This is a genomic window from Geomonas sp. Red276, from assembly GCF_054784495.1.
Genome location: NZ_BLXW01000038.1, coordinates 1 through 16,148, shown reverse-complemented (window position 1 = coordinate 16,148; position 16,148 = coordinate 1). Strand labels below are relative to the sequence as shown.

At 64.6% G+C, this 16,148-nt stretch carries 15 protein-coding genes and 1 riboswitch; of the genes, 8 read left to right on the top strand and 7 right to left on the bottom strand.

From position 1 onward, the window contains the following. Positions 1 to 198: 198 nt before the first annotated feature. On the bottom strand, positions 199 to 1,788 hold the full coding sequence (locus ACYVL5_RS19640; RefSeq protein WP_460597275.1) for a malectin: 1,590 nt from the start codon (positions 1,786 to 1,788) through the stop codon (positions 199 to 201). Positions 1,789 to 1,931: 143 nt separating this feature from the next. Further along, positions 1,932 to 2,008, bottom strand: a riboswitch (cyclic di-GMP riboswitch). A gap of 427 nt (positions 2,009 to 2,435) precedes the next feature. Here ACYVL5_RS19640 and asnB point away from each other — a divergent pair. From asnB to ACYVL5_RS19615, 5 genes are all read left to right on the top strand, one after another. Next, complete coding sequence (gene asnB, locus ACYVL5_RS19635) at positions 2,436 to 4,463, top strand: asparagine synthetase B family protein (protein ID WP_460597274.1); 2,028 nt, start codon at positions 2,436 to 2,438, stop codon at positions 4,461 to 4,463. Then, a complete protein-coding gene (locus ACYVL5_RS19630; protein WP_460597273.1) occupies positions 4,432 to 6,027 on the top strand; it encodes a class I adenylate-forming enzyme family protein in 1,596 nt (531 codons plus the stop codon). Before asnB ends, ACYVL5_RS19630 begins: the two co-directional genes overlap by 32 nt. Before the next feature lie 143 nt (positions 6,028 to 6,170). After that, complete coding sequence (nadE, locus tag ACYVL5_RS19625; RefSeq protein WP_460597272.1) at positions 6,171 to 7,163, top strand: NAD(+) synthetase; 993 nt, start codon at positions 6,171 to 6,173, stop codon at positions 7,161 to 7,163. 40 nt (positions 7,164 to 7,203) lie between these two features. Beyond that, entirely contained in the window at positions 7,204 to 7,464 is a 261-nt protein-coding gene (locus tag ACYVL5_RS19620; protein WP_460597271.1) for an acyl carrier protein, read from the top strand. A 15-nt stretch (positions 7,465 to 7,479) separates the two neighbouring features. Then, positions 7,480 to 7,998, top strand: coding sequence for an acyltransferase (locus tag ACYVL5_RS19615; RefSeq protein ID WP_460597270.1), 519 nt, complete (start codon positions 7,480 to 7,482; stop codon positions 7,996 to 7,998). Between the two features lie 224 nt (positions 7,999 to 8,222). Here ACYVL5_RS19615 and ACYVL5_RS19610 read toward each other — a convergent pair whose 3' ends face one another. The 3 genes from ACYVL5_RS19610 to ACYVL5_RS19600 are packed head-to-tail and all read right to left on the bottom strand — an operon-like array spanning position 8,223 to position 10,631. Then, positions 8,223 to 9,062 (bottom strand): cytochrome c3 family protein, encoded by an 840-nt coding sequence (locus ACYVL5_RS19610; protein ID WP_460597269.1) that lies wholly within the window; start codon positions 9,060 to 9,062, stop codon positions 8,223 to 8,225. Continuing rightward, positions 9,059 to 10,162: a cytochrome b gene (locus tag ACYVL5_RS19605; protein ID WP_460597268.1), complete on the bottom strand. Its 1,104-nt coding sequence runs from the start codon at positions 10,160 to 10,162 to the stop codon at positions 9,059 to 9,061. The genes ACYVL5_RS19610 and ACYVL5_RS19605 overlap by 4 nt, the downstream gene beginning before the upstream one ends. Positions 10,163 to 10,211: 49 nt before the next feature. Beyond that, a complete protein-coding gene (locus ACYVL5_RS19600; protein ID WP_460597267.1) occupies positions 10,212 to 10,631 on the bottom strand; it encodes a QcrA and Rieske domain-containing protein in 420 nt (139 codons plus the stop codon). Between the two features lie 375 nt (positions 10,632 to 11,006). On the opposite strand from ACYVL5_RS19600, the gene ACYVL5_RS19595 reads away from it, so the two are divergent. Together ACYVL5_RS19595 and arsS are read left to right on the top strand one after the other, a co-directional pair. Beyond that, positions 11,007 to 11,339, top strand: coding sequence for an arsenosugar biosynthesis-associated peroxidase-like protein (locus ACYVL5_RS19595; protein WP_250678665.1), 333 nt, complete (start codon positions 11,007 to 11,009; stop codon positions 11,337 to 11,339). Positions 11,340 to 11,351: 12 nt separating this feature from the next. Continuing rightward, a complete protein-coding gene (arsS, locus tag ACYVL5_RS19590; RefSeq protein ID WP_460597266.1) occupies positions 11,352 to 12,305 on the top strand; it encodes a radical SAM/Cys-rich domain protein in 954 nt (317 codons plus the stop codon). A 343-nt stretch (positions 12,306 to 12,648) separates the two neighbouring features. On the opposite strand, the gene ACYVL5_RS19585 is transcribed toward arsS, so the two are convergent. The 3 genes from ACYVL5_RS19585 to ACYVL5_RS19575 are packed head-to-tail and all read right to left on the bottom strand — an operon-like array spanning position 12,649 to position 15,560. Then, on the bottom strand, positions 12,649 to 13,197 hold the full coding sequence (locus tag ACYVL5_RS19585) for a hypothetical protein (RefSeq protein WP_460597265.1): 549 nt from the start codon (positions 13,195 to 13,197) through the stop codon (positions 12,649 to 12,651). A 13-nt stretch (positions 13,198 to 13,210) separates the two neighbouring features. Then, the gene (locus ACYVL5_RS19580; protein ID WP_460597264.1) at positions 13,211 to 14,311 is read right to left on the bottom strand and encodes an NAD(P)/FAD-dependent oxidoreductase; all 1,101 of its coding nucleotides are present in this window, start codon (positions 14,309 to 14,311) and stop codon (positions 13,211 to 13,213) included. Beyond that, positions 14,298 to 15,560, bottom strand: a complete 1,263-nt coding sequence (locus tag ACYVL5_RS19575) for a class I SAM-dependent methyltransferase (RefSeq protein ID WP_460597263.1) — start codon at positions 15,558 to 15,560, stop codon at positions 14,298 to 14,300. The genes ACYVL5_RS19580 and ACYVL5_RS19575 overlap by 14 nt, the downstream gene beginning before the upstream one ends. A 225-nt stretch (positions 15,561 to 15,785) precedes the next feature. Here ACYVL5_RS19575 and ACYVL5_RS19570 point away from each other — a divergent pair, with 225 nt between their 5' ends. Beyond that, the gene (locus ACYVL5_RS19570) at positions 15,786 to 15,926 is read left to right on the top strand and encodes a hypothetical protein (protein ID WP_460597262.1); all 141 of its coding nucleotides are present in this window, start codon (positions 15,786 to 15,788) and stop codon (positions 15,924 to 15,926) included. The last annotated feature ends 222 nt before the right edge of the window (positions 15,927 to 16,148 follow it).

The following is a 16,148-nucleotide window of genomic DNA, read 5'->3' as shown; positions in this document are numbered from 1 at the left end:
TGTCTATCCTGATGCTGGGCATCGGCAATCGGTCGTTTCGTTGAGCCGGCAGCGTCGGCTTTGCACGGGGGGATGGGCGGCCTCCGGTACTCCCTGGAGGCTTCCCCCAACCCCTGCCCTCCTCCCTCCAGGGGAGGGGGAACGTAGCCTCCGCCCCCTCCCGCAGGGGGAGGGGGGACTATGGGACGACGGGAGGGGTTAGGACGTCTTGACCAGGAGCCCCCTCACCTCGGCGTTGTTGATGACGCTGGTGAAGGTGACGTTGAGGGTCCCGTTGGTGACCGAGACCGGGATGACGACGTCGTAGGCGGCATTGGCCCCGACCTTGGAGTAGATGTCCAGGTTGCTGAGCACGGTGGCGCCGTTGACGGTGACGTTGAAGACGCGTTTGCCGGAGGCGGTGAAGTAGCTCTCGGCGAACTTCAGGGTCAGGTTGTAGTTGCCGTTGGCCATCGGGATGGCGTAGCTGAAATTGCCGTAACGCTCGGTCTGGTAGAGGGCCCCGTCGCTGGTGCCGCTGATGGTGGCGGTGGTCCCGCCTACGGTGCCGCCGCTGTAATCGGCGTCGGCCTGGTAGGTAACCCCCGTGCTGCCGCTGGTGTAGCTCGATCCGCCGGCGTTGGTGGCGAAGGCCAGCGTGCCGCTGGCCGGGGCGGTGCTGGTGGCGGTGGCCACCTTGATGCCGCGGATCTCCGCGTTGTTGACCGAGGCGGTGAGAACGACGTTGATCGCCCCGTTGGTGACGCTGACCGGGACCGTGACGTCGTAGGCGGCGTTGGCCCCCACCTTGGCGTAGATGTCGAGGTTGCTCACCGCGGTAGTGCCGTTGACGGCGACCGAGAAGATACGCTTGCCGGAGGCGGTGAAGTAGCTCTCGGCGAACTTGAGGGTCACGTTGTAGGTGCCGTTGGCGACCGGGATGTTGTAGGAGAAGTTGGTGCCGTAGCGCTCGGTCTGGTAGAGGGTCCCTTCGGTGGTCCCGCTGATGGTGGCGGTGGTCCCGCCGGGGGAACCGCCGCTGTAGGCCGTGTCGGCGCTGTAGGTGAGCCCGGAGGAGTTGGTGTAGCTCGCTCCCCCGCTGTTCACCGCGAAGACCACGCCGCCTGTGGAGCCGGTGGATCCGGTGGATCCGGTGGAGGTGCTGGCCGCCACGAAGCTTGCGGCGATGGTGTGGTTGGCGCTGACCGAGGGGAAGGTGTAACTGGTTACCGCTCCGATACCGTTGCCGTCGACACTCACCCCGTTGATGGCATAGCCGCTGGACGGGGTGATGGTGAAGGATTGGCTGCTTCCTGCCGGTACGGTGACGCTCGTGATGGTGGTGGTGCCGTTGGTGGCCGTGCTGACATTGCTGTTGCCGACTGCGGTGAGGGTGCCGCCGGCGTAGCAGGTGGCGGTGACGGTGTAGGTGGAGACCGCAACGGTCTTGCTTACCTCGTTGGAGTAGCTGCTCTCGATCCCTGCGGTGTCATAGGCGGTGACGGCGAAATAGTAGGTGCTTCCCGCGGTGAGGTTACTTGCCGTGTAGCTCGCTACTTTGCCTACGTCGATCTTCTGCTGATAGCCGTGGCTGGCCGAGCCTATGTAAACCTTGTAGCCGGCCAGGTCGGTAAGGGTGCTGCCGTTGGTGTTGGTGGTGGGGGCGCTCCAGGTCAGGGTGGCCTGGGCGGCTTCGGCAGGGCGGGCACCAAACTGCAGGGTGGCCGCGGTCAGGGTGAGAAGGACCAGCAAGAAGCTCCCCCATCGCCGGACCAGCGCGTTACTGTTTACTTCGCCTCGTTGACTCATCTTCGATATTTCCTCCTCATAGTCCGCCGGTGGCTCGACGCCACTTTGGCGATCTCGACTGCTTGGGGCGCCGCCCGCTCCGGATGCGTTCGGTCCCCAGGTTCCAGACGCAAAAAAGCCGGGGCCTGGATATCGGTTGATATTTCGGCGACCCGGCTGTCTCGGTGAGACCCTGTAGGCTTTCCGTCACTTCCTCGCGAAAGTTTTAGTATTGTCGGCTATCGGATTCGGTTTTCGAGTTTTGGAGACCTTAGCACGGGAGGGTGTATTGGGTTTGTGACGGTCGTCACCTAATAAGCCTTCTCGCGCGCTGAGGCGGCCCCATCGACACCAACACCTTGATTCGCAGGGTGGGCAGCCCCCTGCCCACCATCGCTTGTCGGCACCGCGTGGGCACGGGGGGCCCACCCTACGACTCTTGTCCACACCTACGGCTTGAAGGGGAGGGAAACGGCAGGCCGACACCTTCCTGGCGCCATTTGATATTTGTTGGAGGGGGCGGGACATTTAATGTTTTTAGTGATTGGAATCCTCTAATTCATTGGTATACTCTCACCGTTCCCCCGATGTCGCCCCGCAAGGGGTTAATCTTACGGCTGCAACCGAACAGGAACTTCCTCCTCAAAGGCAAGGAAAGGAGCGCTCCCTTGTGCGGAATTGCCGGTATCGTCAATGTCTCGGTCCGGGAGCCGGACCCGCTCACCCGCATCACGGCCATGATCTCCGCCTTCCGCTACCGCGGACCTGACCAGTCGGGGGTCTATCTCGACGACGACGTAGCCTTGGGGCACGCCCGCCTGAGCATCATCGGGATCGACAGCGGCATCCAGCCGATCTGCAACGAGACGGGCACCCTCTGGATCGTCTACAACGGCGAGGCCTTCAACTACATCGAGCTCAAGGCCGACCTGGTCGCCAAGGGACATCGCTTCACCACCGAGACCGACACCGAGGTCCTCCTGCACCTGTACGAGGAGTACGGCCCCGCCTCGCTGGAGATGATCAACGGCCAGTTCGCCTTCGCCATCTGGGACTCGGTGAAAAAGGAGCTCTTCCTGGCCCGGGACCGGGTCGGCATCCGGCCGCTCTACTACTCCCTTTGGGGAGGTGGGCTCATCTTCGCCTCCGAGATCAAGGCCATTACCGCCGTGGACGGTCCGCGCGGGATCGATCTCGAGGCGCTCTCCCAGGTCTTCGTCTTCTGGAGCACGCTTCCCGGCAGGACGGTGTTCAAGGGGATCCGCGAGCTTCCCCCGGGGCACTACATGATCTACCGCGCCGGCGAGACGCTGGACCGCCCCTATTGGCAGATCCCGTTCCACCCGCTTCCGCGCCCCTCCTTCAGCTTCGAGGAGGCGGCGGAGCACCTGCGTGAGCTTTTGGCCGACGCGGTGAGGCTTAGGCTGAGGGCGGACGTCCCGGTCGGCGCCTACCTGAGCGGCGGCCTCGACTCGTCGATCATCTCCATGCTGATCTCCCGCCTGTGCAGGAGCCACCTGAAGACCTTCTCGCTCGGTTTCGAGACCGGAGGGTTCGACGAGACCCCCTTCCAAAAGGAGCTGGTCGACTACCTGGGGACCGACAACCGCCGGGTGACCATCGGCAACGGCGAGATCCGCAGCCTCTTCCCGCAGACCGTCTGGCACTGCGAGAAGCCGCTTTTGCGCACCTCGCCGGTCCCCATGTTCATCCTCTCCCGGCTGGTCCGCTCGGAAGGGTACAAGGTGGTCCTCTCGGGGGAGGGGGCGGACGAGATCCTCGGCGGCTACAACATCTACAAGGAGGCCAAGATCCGCCAGTACTGGGGACGCCATCCGGCTTCCGTCCGGCGCCCGCTTCTGCTGCAGCGCCTGTATCCGTACGTATTCACCAATCCCTCCCGGGGCGGCGCCTTCCTGCAGGAGTTCTTCGCGGTGAAGCCCGAGGAGTTGGACGATCCGTTCTTTTCGCACCGGGTCCGGTGGGAGGGGGGCCGCCGTAATCTCGGCTTCCTTTCCGAGGAGTGCAGCGCGGCGCTCTCCTCGTACGATCCGTTCGACGATCTGGCCACTCTGCTGCCGGCATCCTTCTGGCACCGCGACCCCCTGGCCCGGGCGCAGGTGCTGGAGATGGAGATCTTCCTGGCGAACTTCCTCCTTTCGTCCCAGGGGGACCGGGTGGGGATGGCCAATTCCATCGAGATGCGTCACCCGTTTTTGGATTACCGGGTGATCGACTTCTCTTTCCGGCTCCCGGCCAGCTGGAAGATCCGCGCCCTCAACGAAAAGTACCTGTTGAAGCGGGCTTTCAAGGGGATGATCCCGGAAAGGATCACCCACCGTCCGAAGCAGCCGTACCGGGCGCCCATCCGGGAACTCTTCGTTCCGGGGGCCCCCATCGACTACGTCGACGACCTCCTTTCCGAAGAGAGCCTGCGGGGTACCGGCTATTTCAACGCCAAAAAGATCAGCCGCCTCTACGCGAAATTCCGCCAGGCCGGAGCCGAGTTCTCCAGCGAGTTCCAGAACATGGCCCTGGTAGGCGCGCTGTCGACCCAGCTTTTGCACCGCCAGTTCGTGGCCCGCGACTCCCAACGTCCCGTCGTGCCGGTCGCCCCGGATCGGGTGGTCTATGGAAATGCCATCGCCAAAGGGGGGCTCCGCCATGGATCTTTCTCACGTTCAGGCAGTCCATAAGTTCCTGGAGATGAGCGCGGTCAGCTACCCGGACCGCATCGCCTTCATCCAGGACGAGGAGCGGGTGAGCTACGCCCGCATCAACGAGATGGCGAACCAGTTGGCCCTCTGGCTTCTCGACCAGGGGATCAAGGGGGGCGACCGCATCGTGATCCTGCTGGAGAACAGCCTCGAGTACGTGGTGAGCTACTATGGGATTCTGAAGGCGGGGGCGGTGGCGGTCCCGCTCAACGCGGATACCCGGCCGGAGAGCCTCGCCGAGGTGCTGACCGAGCTAAAGCCCGCCGCCCTGGTGTCGGGCGCGAAGAGCGAGCAGCTTCTACACGACCTGGGTCCCGCCCAATTCAAGATCCCCCTCATGCTGGTGAAGAGCCCGACCCGCCCCTGGGAGTCCACCGGGGTCCGGGTTTCCTCCTGGGACGAACTGATCCGCCGCGGCCGCCCGGAAAACCCGGCTCTTGCCGTCGCCCCCCACCACCTGGCGAGCATCATCTACACCTCCGGTTCCACCGGGAAGCCGAAGGGGGTCATGCTCACCCACCAGAACATCGTCGCCAACACCTCCTCCATCGTCCAATACCTGCACCTCACCCACAAGGACATCCAGATGGTGGTGCTTCCCTTCTTCTACGTGATGGGTAAGTCGCTGCTCAACACCCACTTCGCGGTGGGAGGGACGGTGGTGGTCAACAACAACTTCGCCTATCCCGCCTCGGTGATCCGGCAGATGGCCGAGGAGAAGGTAACCGGCTTCTCCGGCGTGCCGGCGACCTACGCCTACCTTCTGCACCGCTCACCGTTCTTGGCCTTCAGGGAACGGCTCTCCTCGCTTCGCTACTGCACCCAGGCCGGCGGTCACATGTCCCGGGAGATCAAGGAACAGCTCCTTGAGGCGCTTCCTCCCCACACCAAGCTCTACGTCATGTACGGCGCCACCGAGGCGGCGGCCCGGCTCACCTACGTGGAGCCTGAGCTCCTTCCCCACAAGATCGAGTCCATCGGCCGTGCCATTCCCGGCGTGACCATGCGGGTCCTGGACGAGAACGGGCGCGAGGTGGCGGCCGGGGAGCTCGGGGAGCTGGTCGCCTCCGGTCCCAACATCATGCTGGGGTACTGGAAGGACGCGGCGGCCACCGAGCGGGCCCTCGACCACCACGGCTACCATACCGGCGACCTCGGCTACCAGGATAACGACGGCTACCTCTTCGTGGTCGGACGCAAGGACGACCTGGTGAAGGTCGGTGGGCACCGGATCGACCCCCAGGAGGTCGAGGACGCCCTGATGGCGACCGGCCTGCTGCTGGAGGTGGCGGTGATGGGGGTGGACGACCCGCTGCTCGGCAAGAAGCTGGTGGCGGTGGCGGCTCCCCTGAGCCGGGAGACGACCGCCACCCAGGTGCTCGCCTTCTGCCTCGGGAAGCTCCCCCGGCACAAGCTCCCGGCTGAGATCAAGATGGTCGAGGCGCTCCCGAAGTACGCGAGCAGCAAGATCGACCGTGGGAGGTGCCTGGCGATCCTCGGTGGCGCAGAGGGCTCTCGGCAGACGGCGCAAAACCGGGGGTAGGGGATCAATCGTAGGGTGGGCAGCCCTCTGCCCGCCATTTTCCTGTTGGTCCGCGTGGGCACGGGGTGCCCACCCTAAGGTACTTCAGGGGGAGTATGGGGGAAGGTGTGAGGTGAGAGGGCGATACCTCGTGGAGGGGTGCGATGAGCGCTACGGGTGGGTTTTCGCGGGACGTGCTCAGGATTAATCCGGAGCTGGAGACGGAGCGGATCTGCGCCAGGATTCGGGAGCTCATGCTGTCCCGGGTCAAGAGGCGGGGGCTCGTGGTGGGGCTTTCGGGGGGGATCGACAGCAGCGTGACGGTGGCCCTCGCAGCCCGCGCCCTCGGGAAGGAGCGGGTCTTAGGCCTCGAGATGCCGGAGCGCCATTCGGCGGACGAGACGCTCACGCTGAGCGGCCTCCTCGCCTCCTCGCTCGGGATCGAGACGGTCCGGGAGGATATCTCCGGCATCCTCGAGGCGGTCGGCTTCTACAAGCGCTACGACAAAGCGGTCAGGATGGTCCTTCCCGAGTACAGCGAGGGGTGGAAGTCCAAGATAGTCATCTCCGGGATCAGCGAAGGGGCGGGGATCAACGCCTTCCACCTGGTGGCGGAATCCCCGGAGGGGACGAGGATGAGGAAGAGGCTTCCCATCACCCCCTACCTGGAGATCGTGGCCGCCACCAACTTCAAGCAACGGGTCCGCAAGATGCTCGAGTACTACCACGCCGACCGTCTGCACTTCGCGGTCGCCGGGACCCCCAACCGCCTCGAATACGACCAGGGGTTCTTCGTGAAGCTCGGTGACGGCGCCGCGGACATCAAGCCGATCGCGCACCTGTACAAATCGCAGGTCTACCAGTTGGCCGCCTACCTCGGGATCCCCGAGGAGATCCGGCGCAGAAAGCCGACCACCGACACCTATTCGCTCGCCCAGGGACAGGACGAGTTCTACTTCGCGCTCCCCTACGAGAAGATGGACCTCTGTCTTTTCGCCCGCAACCACGGGATTCCCGCGGAGTGGGTGGCCCACTGCCTGGAGCTGACCGCGGCGCAGGTGGAGATGGTCTACCGGGACATCGACACCAAGAGGACCACAACGCGCTACCTGCACCTCCCCCCGCTCTTGATCGAGGCGGTCACCCTGGACGACTAAGGGGAGGGGACGAGCGTCACGCAATTAAAGGAGGATGGAGATGAGTCTGAAGGAAGAGATTCGCAGGTACGTAGTGGAAAACTTCCTCTTCGGGGAGGATGCGGGGTTGAAGGACGACAGCTCCTTCATCAGGGAGGGGATCGTCGATTCGACCGGGATCATGCAGCTGGTCTCCTTCATCCAGGAACAGTACCGGATCTCGGTGGAGGACGAGGAGCTGACTCCCGAGAACCTGGACAGCATCCGGCGGGTCACCACCTTCGTCGAGGACAAGCTGCGAAGCTCGTCGGGGGCGCCCTAGCGGCGGGGGACACCGGTGACCGCGGCGTTATTGAAAAGGCTCCTGGGAAAGCTCGCGATGATCGCCCCCGGCGGTTATTCCCTGCGCCCGTGGCTCCATCGCAAGCGGGGGGTCCAGGTGGGGGAGAACGTCTGGATCAGCCAGTACGTCTACATCGACGAGATCCATCCGGAGAGCATCGTGATCGAGGACGACGTCACCATCGGGCTGCGCTGCACCATCTTCGCCCATTTCTACCTGGGGGACCGCTACTCGGACGACGATGTGGGGAAGGTGGTGATCGGGAAGGGGGCCTTCATCGGCCCCAACTGCACCATCCTGAACGGGGTGACCATCGGGGAGGGGGCGGTGGTGGTGGCCGGGAGCGTGGTGACCAGGAACGTGCCGCCGGGGGTGCTCTACGGGCCCCCTCCGCCGCTGCCACTGGCCAAGATCACCCGGCCCCTTACCTGCGAGGGGCAGGTGCAGTACGACAAGTTTCTCTTCGGGCTCAGGAAGATTCCACCGGGGGGGAGGGGAGGGGGGAGGCTTTGAAAATCTGCCCTCACCCGGCCTTCGGCCACCCTCTCCCCTGAAGGGGCGAGGGTATGATGGGCGGCTTCGGCCACCCCCTGAAGGGGCGAGGGGATATTTATGTGGGCCTTCGGCCACCGGGCGAGGGGGTATTAACTAAGACGGGGAGCGAGATGTCTCGCTCCCCGTTCGGTTTTTTGGTGGACCCGGTGGAGGTCATGGGGGGCCGGGTTTTCGGCCAGCGTCTAGTCGTAGGTTTTCCGAAGCAGGTGGAAGAGGACGGCCAGCACCAGGGCCACCGCTACGGCGAAGGCTCCGATCACCTTACGGCCGGCCCGCTGGTCCTCGATCGCTTTCAGCTGCTTGTCGATCTTGCCGAGTTCCGCGTTGATCTGGGTCGACTCGCTCTTCACCCGGTTGACGTCCACATCGTGGAACAGGGTGTGGAAACGGTTACGCTGGGAGAAGAGGCTCTTGCCGAGGGTCTCGGTGTCGACTCCCACCGCGGTCAGGGCGCCGATCCGGCGGTCGATCTGCACGATGTACCCCTCGGTCTGCTGCATGGCGGCCTTGATGGCGGCGGCCCGCTCGAAGGTGTGGCACTGGGTGCAGGTCTTTTCGTTGATGATGTCGAGCGACGCCTTCAGTACCTTGTGGTTGCTGTGGCAGGTGACGCAGTGGGGCCCCCCCTTGCCGAGCCTCTTGCCGTGCGCGCTGGCGAGGTAGTCTTTCATGACCCCGACATGGCAGCGGCCGCAGAAGGCCGGGATGTTCTCCTCCTTGGGTGCCCCCAGGAAGCCGCGGGCGCGGTTCATGGCGTCGGCCGCGTTCTTGGGATCGCCGCCGTGGCAGCCGTTGCAGGAGATCCCGTTCTCGGCGTGGATACTCTGCTTCCAGAGAGCCACCGGTGCCCCCAGCCGGTCGGGCAGCGAAGAGTGGCACTGGATGCAGACCGTCTCCGGCGTCGGGGGAGGGGTCGGGGCGGTCTCGGCCCGGACCCCGGCGGGTAAGGCGGCGGCGAAAAGGAGCCCGGTCAGGGCGGCGGCGAAGAGGGCCGGTTTGAGTTCACGTAGTTTCCGGATCATGAGTAGTGCCCCCATATGGTTAGTCCGAACCAGAGCAGGATGCCGGCGATCACGCAGGCGAGGAAGATCGGGCGCCGCAGGGGGTGCCTCTCGGGGCCGCGGTCGATGAACGGGAGCAGCGCCAGGAAGGTCCCGGCGGCGGCCTGGATGGAGATCCCCAAGAGCTCGCTCGGGAAGATCTTCAGCGTCTGGTAGTTGGCCAGGAAGTACCACTCCGGCTTGATGTGGGCCGGCGTCTTGAAGGCGTTGGCCGGCACGAAGGAGTCGGGGGTGAAAAGGAGGTTGGGGGCGAAGAAGACCACCGCCAGAAAGAGCGCGAAGTAGATGGAGATCGAGCTTAAGTCGGTCAGCGCGTAGTTCGGGAAGAAGGGGATCCCGCCTGGGTGGCTCTCGTAGCGGTAGACGTCGCCGGGCCAGGTCTTGGTCGGCTCCTTGGAGCCGAAGGGGGGAGTGGAGATCCCGGTCCGCTTCAAGACGAACAGGTGCAGGGCGATCAGGAGCGCGATCACCACCGGGATGACCGCCACGTGGAGCGCGAAGAACCGCCCCAGGGTCGGAGGCCCGACGAGCTTCCCTCCCCGCAGAAACTCCACCATGTAGGGGCCGATCACCGGGACGGCCGAGGCCGAGTTGGTGGCTACCGTGGTGGCCCAGAAGGAGAGCTGGCTCCAGGGGAGGAGGTAGCCGGTCAGCGAGATCGCCTGCACCAATGCGAAGGTGGTGAAGCCGGTCAGCCAGTTGAGCTCGCGGGGGCTCTTGTAGCTCCCCATGGTGAGGGTGGAGAGCATGTGCAGAAAGAGCACCGCCACCATCATGTTGGAGCCGACCGCGTGGCAGAGCCGGATCAGCCAGCCGTAGGGGAGCTCGTTCATGATGTAGGAGACGCTCTTGAACGCCTTGTCGGCGTCCGGCACGTAGTAGACCAAAAGGAGCATCCCGGTCACCACCTGCAGGGCGAAGATCACCAGCAGCACGCTCCCCAGCGAGTACCACTCGTTGATGTTGCGCGGCAAAAGATAGCCGGTCAGTTCCTGTTTCACGACCTCCCGTGCGCCGATGCGCAGGTCGATCCAGTCGTACACCCGTTTTAAAAGGGGCATGTAACCTCCAAATCCTTCAGGATGGTGCGTTGGATTGGCTGTCGGCAGATCAGCCGATGGTGATTTTTCCCTCCGCCACGGCGACCGGGAGCTTGGCCAGCGGCTTGGGGGGCGGTCCGGAGATGACGGTGCCGTCGGGGGTGTAACGTCCGGCATGGCAGGGGCAGAGGAAATCCTGCTGCTCCTTTTCCCACTGGACGATGCAGCCGAGGTGGGTGCATACCGCGGAGAGGGCGATGAGCTGCCCGGCCTTGGTTCTCACCACCACGGCGGAGGAGCCCGCATACTGGAAGAACTTGGCTTCCCCCTCGGGAACGTCGGTTTCGGCGAAGACCACCTTTTCCGTTCCTGTTTCGCCGGCCTTGGGCGCCAGGTAGCGGAACACCGGATAGGCGACGCCCCCCGCGGCGACCACCGCGGCCCCGGCTGCGCAGACCCCGAGGAATTTTCTCCTGCTTTCGTTCTCCATATCTCCTCCCGGTAATGACTCAAGGTTCCGCAAAAGTATAATTGGGTTCACAATGATTTCAACCCGATAGACAAGTTTTTCGTCCCAGGCCCCGGGAGAGTTCCTGGCAAGTTGTGAGCTGACAATGGAAAATTCGCGATTGTCATAGGTGGCCGGTTGAGACTCGTTGATACTGATGCCCGAAAAGTATGAGAGTAAATTGAGCCGCGCGGCTGCCGAAGGCGGCCGTGGTTTCCGGGCACGGATTCAGCTTTACCTGAAGCGCCGATTTGGATATCTTGGCGGCACAGCCGACTACCATTGCGCCTGAAATCTGGACGGCCCTAGATCCATCCGGCCCTTGCCGGGCGGCATGTCTTCTTCTAAGGAACTCACATGGAAACCTATTACGATCCCAAGGACCTCGGAAAATTCTCCGAAATCGGCAAGGACGCCCCGGAACTGGCGGCCAAATTCTTCGACTATTACGGAGCGGTGTTCGCGGAAGGGGAGCTGACCGAGCGGGAAAAGGCGCTCATCGCGCTGGCGGTGGCCCACGCGGTGCAGTGTCCCTACTGCATCGACGCCTACACGCGGGCCTGCCTGGAGAAGGGATCGAACCTGGGCGAGATGACCGAGGCGGTCCACGTGGTGAACGCCATTCGGGGCGGCGCCTCGCTGGTGCACGGCGTCCAGATGCGCAAGATCGCCGAGAAGCTGTCGCTGTAGGGGGCGGAAGGAATGACCGTCGTCCATAAAAGATCCGCCGTGGAGCCGTTCCAGGAGGCCCTGAAACGAAACGGGCTCCAACTCACCCGCGAGTCGACCCGCACCCTGCAGGTCAACGTCGGCCTCGCCTGCGGGCTGTCGTGCGCCCACTGCCACCTGGAGGCCGGGCCGAACCGCCGCGAGGTCATGGAGCGGGAGACCATGGAGGAGGTGGTGGCCTGCGCCCGGCGCTTTTCCTTCGGGGTAATCGACATCACCGGAGGCTCACCGGAGCTGGTCCCCGGTCTCGACTACCTGGTCTCCTCATTGGCCCCCCTGACCCCGACCCTCATCGTGCGGAGTAACCTCCTCGATTTAGAGCGGGCCCCGGCCCTGGTGGAACTTTACCGGGAGCTGAAGGTGGTGCTGGTCGCCTCCCTTCCCGCCTCCAACGCCTCGCAGACCGATGCGCAACGGGGAGCCGGGGTGTGGGAGAGAAGCCTCGCGGCACTGAAAAGGCTCAATGCCCTGGGGTACGGTGTGGAGGGGAGCGGGCTGGAGCTCGACCTGGTTTCCAACCCGGCGGGGGCCTTTCTGCCGGCCCCGCAGGGGGGGGCGGAGAAGAAATTTCGCGCCGACCTCGCCCGCAAGGCCGGGGTATCGTTCAACTCGCTCTACACCTTCGCCAACGTCCCCCTGGGACGCTTCCGCGACTTTCTCGAGCGCTCCGGCAACCTCGAGGGCTACCTTTCCCGGCTTTCCGGGGGATTCAACCCCTGCGCGGTGGAAGGACTCATGTGCCGCAGCCAGATCTGCGTCGACTGGCGGGGGCGGCTCTACGACTGCGACTTCAACCTGGCGGCCGAGCTCCCCCACGGCGGCGCGGCAGGCCTGATCTCCGAATTCGTGGAGCTGCCGCTCCCGGGGACTCCGATACCGGTAGGCGAGCACTGCTACGCCTGCACGGTCGGCTCCGGCTTCACCTGAGGCGGCAGCATCGTGGCCAGTTAGGCCAGCAAATACCATCCTCGATATGCTCTCGCACCCTCAGGCCGCAGGCCCCTTCTGATTACACCTTCCCCTCAGGGGCCGCAGGCCCCTCCTCTCATACCTTCGCCCCCTCAGGGGCCGTAGGCCCTCCTTAATATACCCTCGCCCCTTAGGGGAGAGGGTGGCCGGAGGCCGGGTGAGGGCGGTTTTGACCCCTCCCTCACCCCCGCCCCTCTCCCGGAGGGCGAGGGGGTGTTGATGCCTGCTCCGCAAAAAGGGCGAGGGAATATGGAGTTCCCGCCCGCCCTCCGAGGCGGGGAGAGCAGTCCAGAGGGGGGCCTTATTTCTTCTCCCTTTCCTTCTCGTGCCTGGTCGGAATGCGGGTCTCCTCCCCGGGGCGGTACCGTTTCCCCTGGTAGTGCTCCTTATCCTTCCAGTACTTCTTGAATTCCTTGTTTCTCAGCTCGTGGATCTTGGAGAGGCTCTGCTTGCGGATCTCGGGGGGGAGGTGGCCCGCCGGCGTGGCGAGCCAGGGCCCTTGCCACGAGCGGGCGCGGTACCAGGTCCCGCCGGTCAGCAGGTAGTATTCCTTGGGAAGGTAGAAGAGCTCGTAGGGAACCGCCACCGCCACCCCGAACCCCAGGCCGGGAGGGAAAAGGAACTCGGGGGGCTCCCGGAGGATGATCGGCTGTTGCGGTCGCGAGGCGGGGGTCTCCGGGAGGGGAGCCGGCGGAGGCGGCGCGGGCTGGGGTGGGGGCGCATCCACCGAGTGCTTTTTGTAGTAGTCGTCGTAGGTTTGGTAGGGATAGTAGGTGCCGCCGGCGTGAAGCGGCAGGGGAAGGGCCAGTGTCAAGGCGGCAGCAGCGGCGAAGCGGGCCAGGTTTTTCATCGCACCCCCCGGGTTAGGTCTCGTCTGCGTGCAGGAACCACCGGTCCAGGACCAGGTGGCGGGTCAGCCAGCCGTTGGACAGGATGGCGGCCCCCGCCAGTTTCCTGAGGGTGGCCGGGGCCGAAGGTGCGTCCGCGCGGTGGGCGCCGAAGCGCTTCCTGAGTGAGGTCCGGTACGGCTCCAGCCGCTCCCGGCGGTAGTCGCCGGCGGCCTCCAGGATGGTGCGGGCCGCCATCCTTCCGCTCTCCACCGCCGGCAGGATCCCCTCCCCGCTCTGGGGTGAGGAGACACCGGCGGCGTCACCTACCAGCATGGCGCGGTCGGCCACCACCTCGCGTCCCCCCACCCTGCGGTAGGGGAGGTAGGCGTGCCCCTTGAGATGCGGAGCCAGATCCAGCGGGATATCCCCCCGCAGCTGCAGGTGCGCGCAGAAGTCCTGGCTCTGGAGCCGCACTCCGGAGCCGGGATAGACCCCGAATCCCACGTTGAGGTAGCACCCCTTGCGGAAGAGCCACCCGTAGCCGGAGAGGTCGGGGGTGAAGTGGAGCTCCACGCACCCAGCCGGAAGATACGATACCGAGAGCTCCCGCTCGGGGAGCCGGAACTCCGCCACCATGGCGAGGATGGCCGACTCCCGGTTCGGTACCGCCCCCATGGCGCGCGCCACCGGGCAGTGGTGCCCTCCCGCCCCGACGATGATGGCCGCTTCGATGCGGTCGTTCACCAGCCAGCCGTTTTCCTTTCTCACCATCTTGGTGGCCGCCTCCCCGAGCAGGGTGGGGCAACCGGCGGCCGAAAGGAGGTAGTGATCGAACTCGCTGCGCAGGATGCCGTAACTGACCGTGTGGGCGAAATCGGTCACCACCTCGTCCCGGTACAGGAGGCCGGTCCGGAACTCGCGGATCGGCTGCAGGAGCCTTCCGCTGCCGTAGGCGACAGGATCGATTCCCAAAAGGGCCAGCACCTCAGGGGTGATCCACCCCGCGCACGGCTTGTCGCGGGGGAAACGCTCCCGGTCCATGACCAGCACCGATACCCCCTCGCTGGCGAGGAAGCGGGCGCAGCTGGAGCCGGCGGGGCCGCCCCCTATCACCAGTACCTCACACCGTTGCATCGTCATCGCCGCAATTGGCGAGATGATCGCGGGTCCAGGGGACCCGGTTGTTGCCGCGCCGGGTGAAAAGGAGCTGGAACAGCTGCAGCAACCCGGTGCTGAACCCGGCGATGGAGCCGGAGAGGTAGAGCCTCCAGGCACGTACGAAGTTCTCGTCGAACAGCGCGGCGACCTTCTCCTCGTGCCGCTCGAAGCGCTCCAGCCAGTGCTCGAGGGTGCGGGCGTAGTGCAGCCGAAGGTTCTCGACGTCGATCACCGAGAAGCCGCACGGCTCGAAGATATCCATCATCTCCCGGATGGTCGGGGGGTAGCTCCCGGGAAAGATCCTCTTGCCGATCCAGCCGGTCATCGGCTCCGGCACGTCCTGGCCGATGGAGTGGATGAGGCCGAAGCCGCGGTCGGTGAGGGTGCGGTCGATCACCGCGCCGAGACTGCGGTAGTTGGCGGGACCGACGTGCTCGAGCATGCCGATCGAGAGGAAGACGTCGCACTCCCCGGTGATGTTGCGGTAATCGTCCTCGATGTACTCGACACCCTCGATCCCCTCCTTTTTCGCCTGCTTCCGGGCATAGGCGACCTGCTCCTTCGAGATGTTGAAGGCCCGCACCCGGGCGCCGTAGCACTTGGCGAGGTAGCGGGCCAGCCCCCCCCAGCCGCATCCCGCCTCGATCACCCGTTCCCCTCCGCGAAGCCCCACCTTGCGGCAGATGAGCTCCATCTTGGCGCGCTGCGCCGCCTCCAGGGAGAGCCCGGGGCGCGGGAAGTAGGCGCAGGTATAGAGCATCTCGTCGTCCAGCCAGAGCCGGTAGAACTCGTTTCCCAGGTCGTAGTGGTGGTGGATGTTGTCGCGGGACTGCGCGAGCGAGTTGATGGTGCCCCGCCCGCGGCGGCCCGGGGAGCGGCGACGCACCTCGCCGGGGCGAGATGCCGCGCGGTTGACCGCTTCCAGGAAGGGGATCAGCCCCCCTTCGACCGTAATGTTCCCCGCCGCGTAGTCGTCGCCGAAGTAGAGGGTGGGGTTGATCATCAGCCGAAAGAGCGTCAGGCGGTTGTTGATGACCAGGCGGGGGCCGGAACCGGTGACGATATCCTTGTCGTCCCACAGGGTCGCCCTGATGGCGGGCTGCCCCATTCCCCGTACCAGCGTCCGCAGCAGCCAGCGGTCCCCTTCCGTTACCGGTCCCGAACTTCGGCTCCTGGTCGAAAAGAGAGATGGGGGGCAGACGCCGTAAACCTTGGAACCGTCCATAGTGACCTCGTGTCTTCGTCCCGCAGTGCGGGCAGCCTGTGCCGGAACGGCTTCCGGCGGTAAATCCGTGGCATGAACGCGCAGATACCTCTCCGCGGCTGGCGGCTACCGCGTCCAGGGAAGGGTAGGGGATGTCGTAACCTGTTGAGAGTATGTTAATTATTTTGTTTTTAAATCGGCAAATGTCAAGCCGCGGTCACCTCCTCGGATGTCGACGACCGGCGGGTGGTCAACAACCTGAACTTGAACTTCAAGGGGCTCAAGCAGCAGCTCTCCATCCTCTACGGTTCCAAGTACGTGCTCGAGAGCATCGATGGGCAGAGCTACAGCCCCCCACGGGGGAGAGGGTGGCCGAAGACGGGGTGAGGGCTGGTTCTGAAGCCGTAGTTCGGGTCGCTGAGGTGCCGGGGAAAGATTAGCGCCGGGCGTATATTTTAATGTAGGCCCGCTTTTTCTAATACCTGATTAGCGCCAATCTTCCGCTGGAAGACAAGCGCGACATATTACGTCGTAGGTGGTTCATATAATCACGGCACATTCCATCCGAGGAGGCTGCCGTGAAGAATCGTTTCCAGTTCCAGTCAGGCC

Bases quoted from the DNA above. Each gene is read 5' to 3' on its own strand.
- ACYVL5_RS19640 (WP_460597275.1), bottom strand. From the start codon at position 1,788: ATGAGTCAACGAGGCGAAGTAAACAGTAACGCGCTGGTCCGGCGATGG.
- ACYVL5_RS19630 (WP_460597273.1), top strand. From the start codon at position 4,432: ATGGATCTTTCTCACGTTCAGGCAGTCCATAAGTTCCTGGAGATGAGC.
- nadE (WP_460597272.1), top strand. From the start codon at position 6,171: ATGAGCGCTACGGGTGGGTTTTCGCGGGACGTGCTCAGGATTAATCCG.
- ACYVL5_RS19620 (WP_460597271.1), top strand. From the start codon at position 7,204: ATGAGTCTGAAGGAAGAGATTCGCAGGTACGTAGTGGAAAACTTCCTC.
- ACYVL5_RS19610 (WP_460597269.1), bottom strand. From the start codon at position 9,062: ATGATCCGGAAACTACGTGAACTCAAACCGGCCCTCTTCGCCGCCGCC.
- ACYVL5_RS19605 (WP_460597268.1), bottom strand. From the start codon at position 10,162: ATGCCCCTTTTAAAACGGGTGTACGACTGGATCGACCTGCGCATCGGC.
- ACYVL5_RS19600 (WP_460597267.1), bottom strand. From the start codon at position 10,631: ATGGAGAACGAAAGCAGGAGAAAATTCCTCGGGGTCTGCGCAGCCGGG.
- ACYVL5_RS19595 (WP_250678665.1), top strand. From the start codon at position 11,007: ATGGAAACCTATTACGATCCCAAGGACCTCGGAAAATTCTCCGAAATC.
- arsS (WP_460597266.1), top strand. From the start codon at position 11,352: ATGACCGTCGTCCATAAAAGATCCGCCGTGGAGCCGTTCCAGGAGGCC.
- ACYVL5_RS19585 (WP_460597265.1), bottom strand. From the start codon at position 13,197: ATGAAAAACCTGGCCCGCTTCGCCGCTGCTGCCGCCTTGACACTGGCC.
- ACYVL5_RS19580 (WP_460597264.1), bottom strand. From the start codon at position 14,311: ATGCAACGGTGTGAGGTACTGGTGATAGGGGGCGGCCCCGCCGGCTCC.
- ACYVL5_RS19575 (WP_460597263.1), bottom strand. From the start codon at position 15,560: ATGGACGGTTCCAAGGTTTACGGCGTCTGCCCCCCATCTCTCTTTTCG.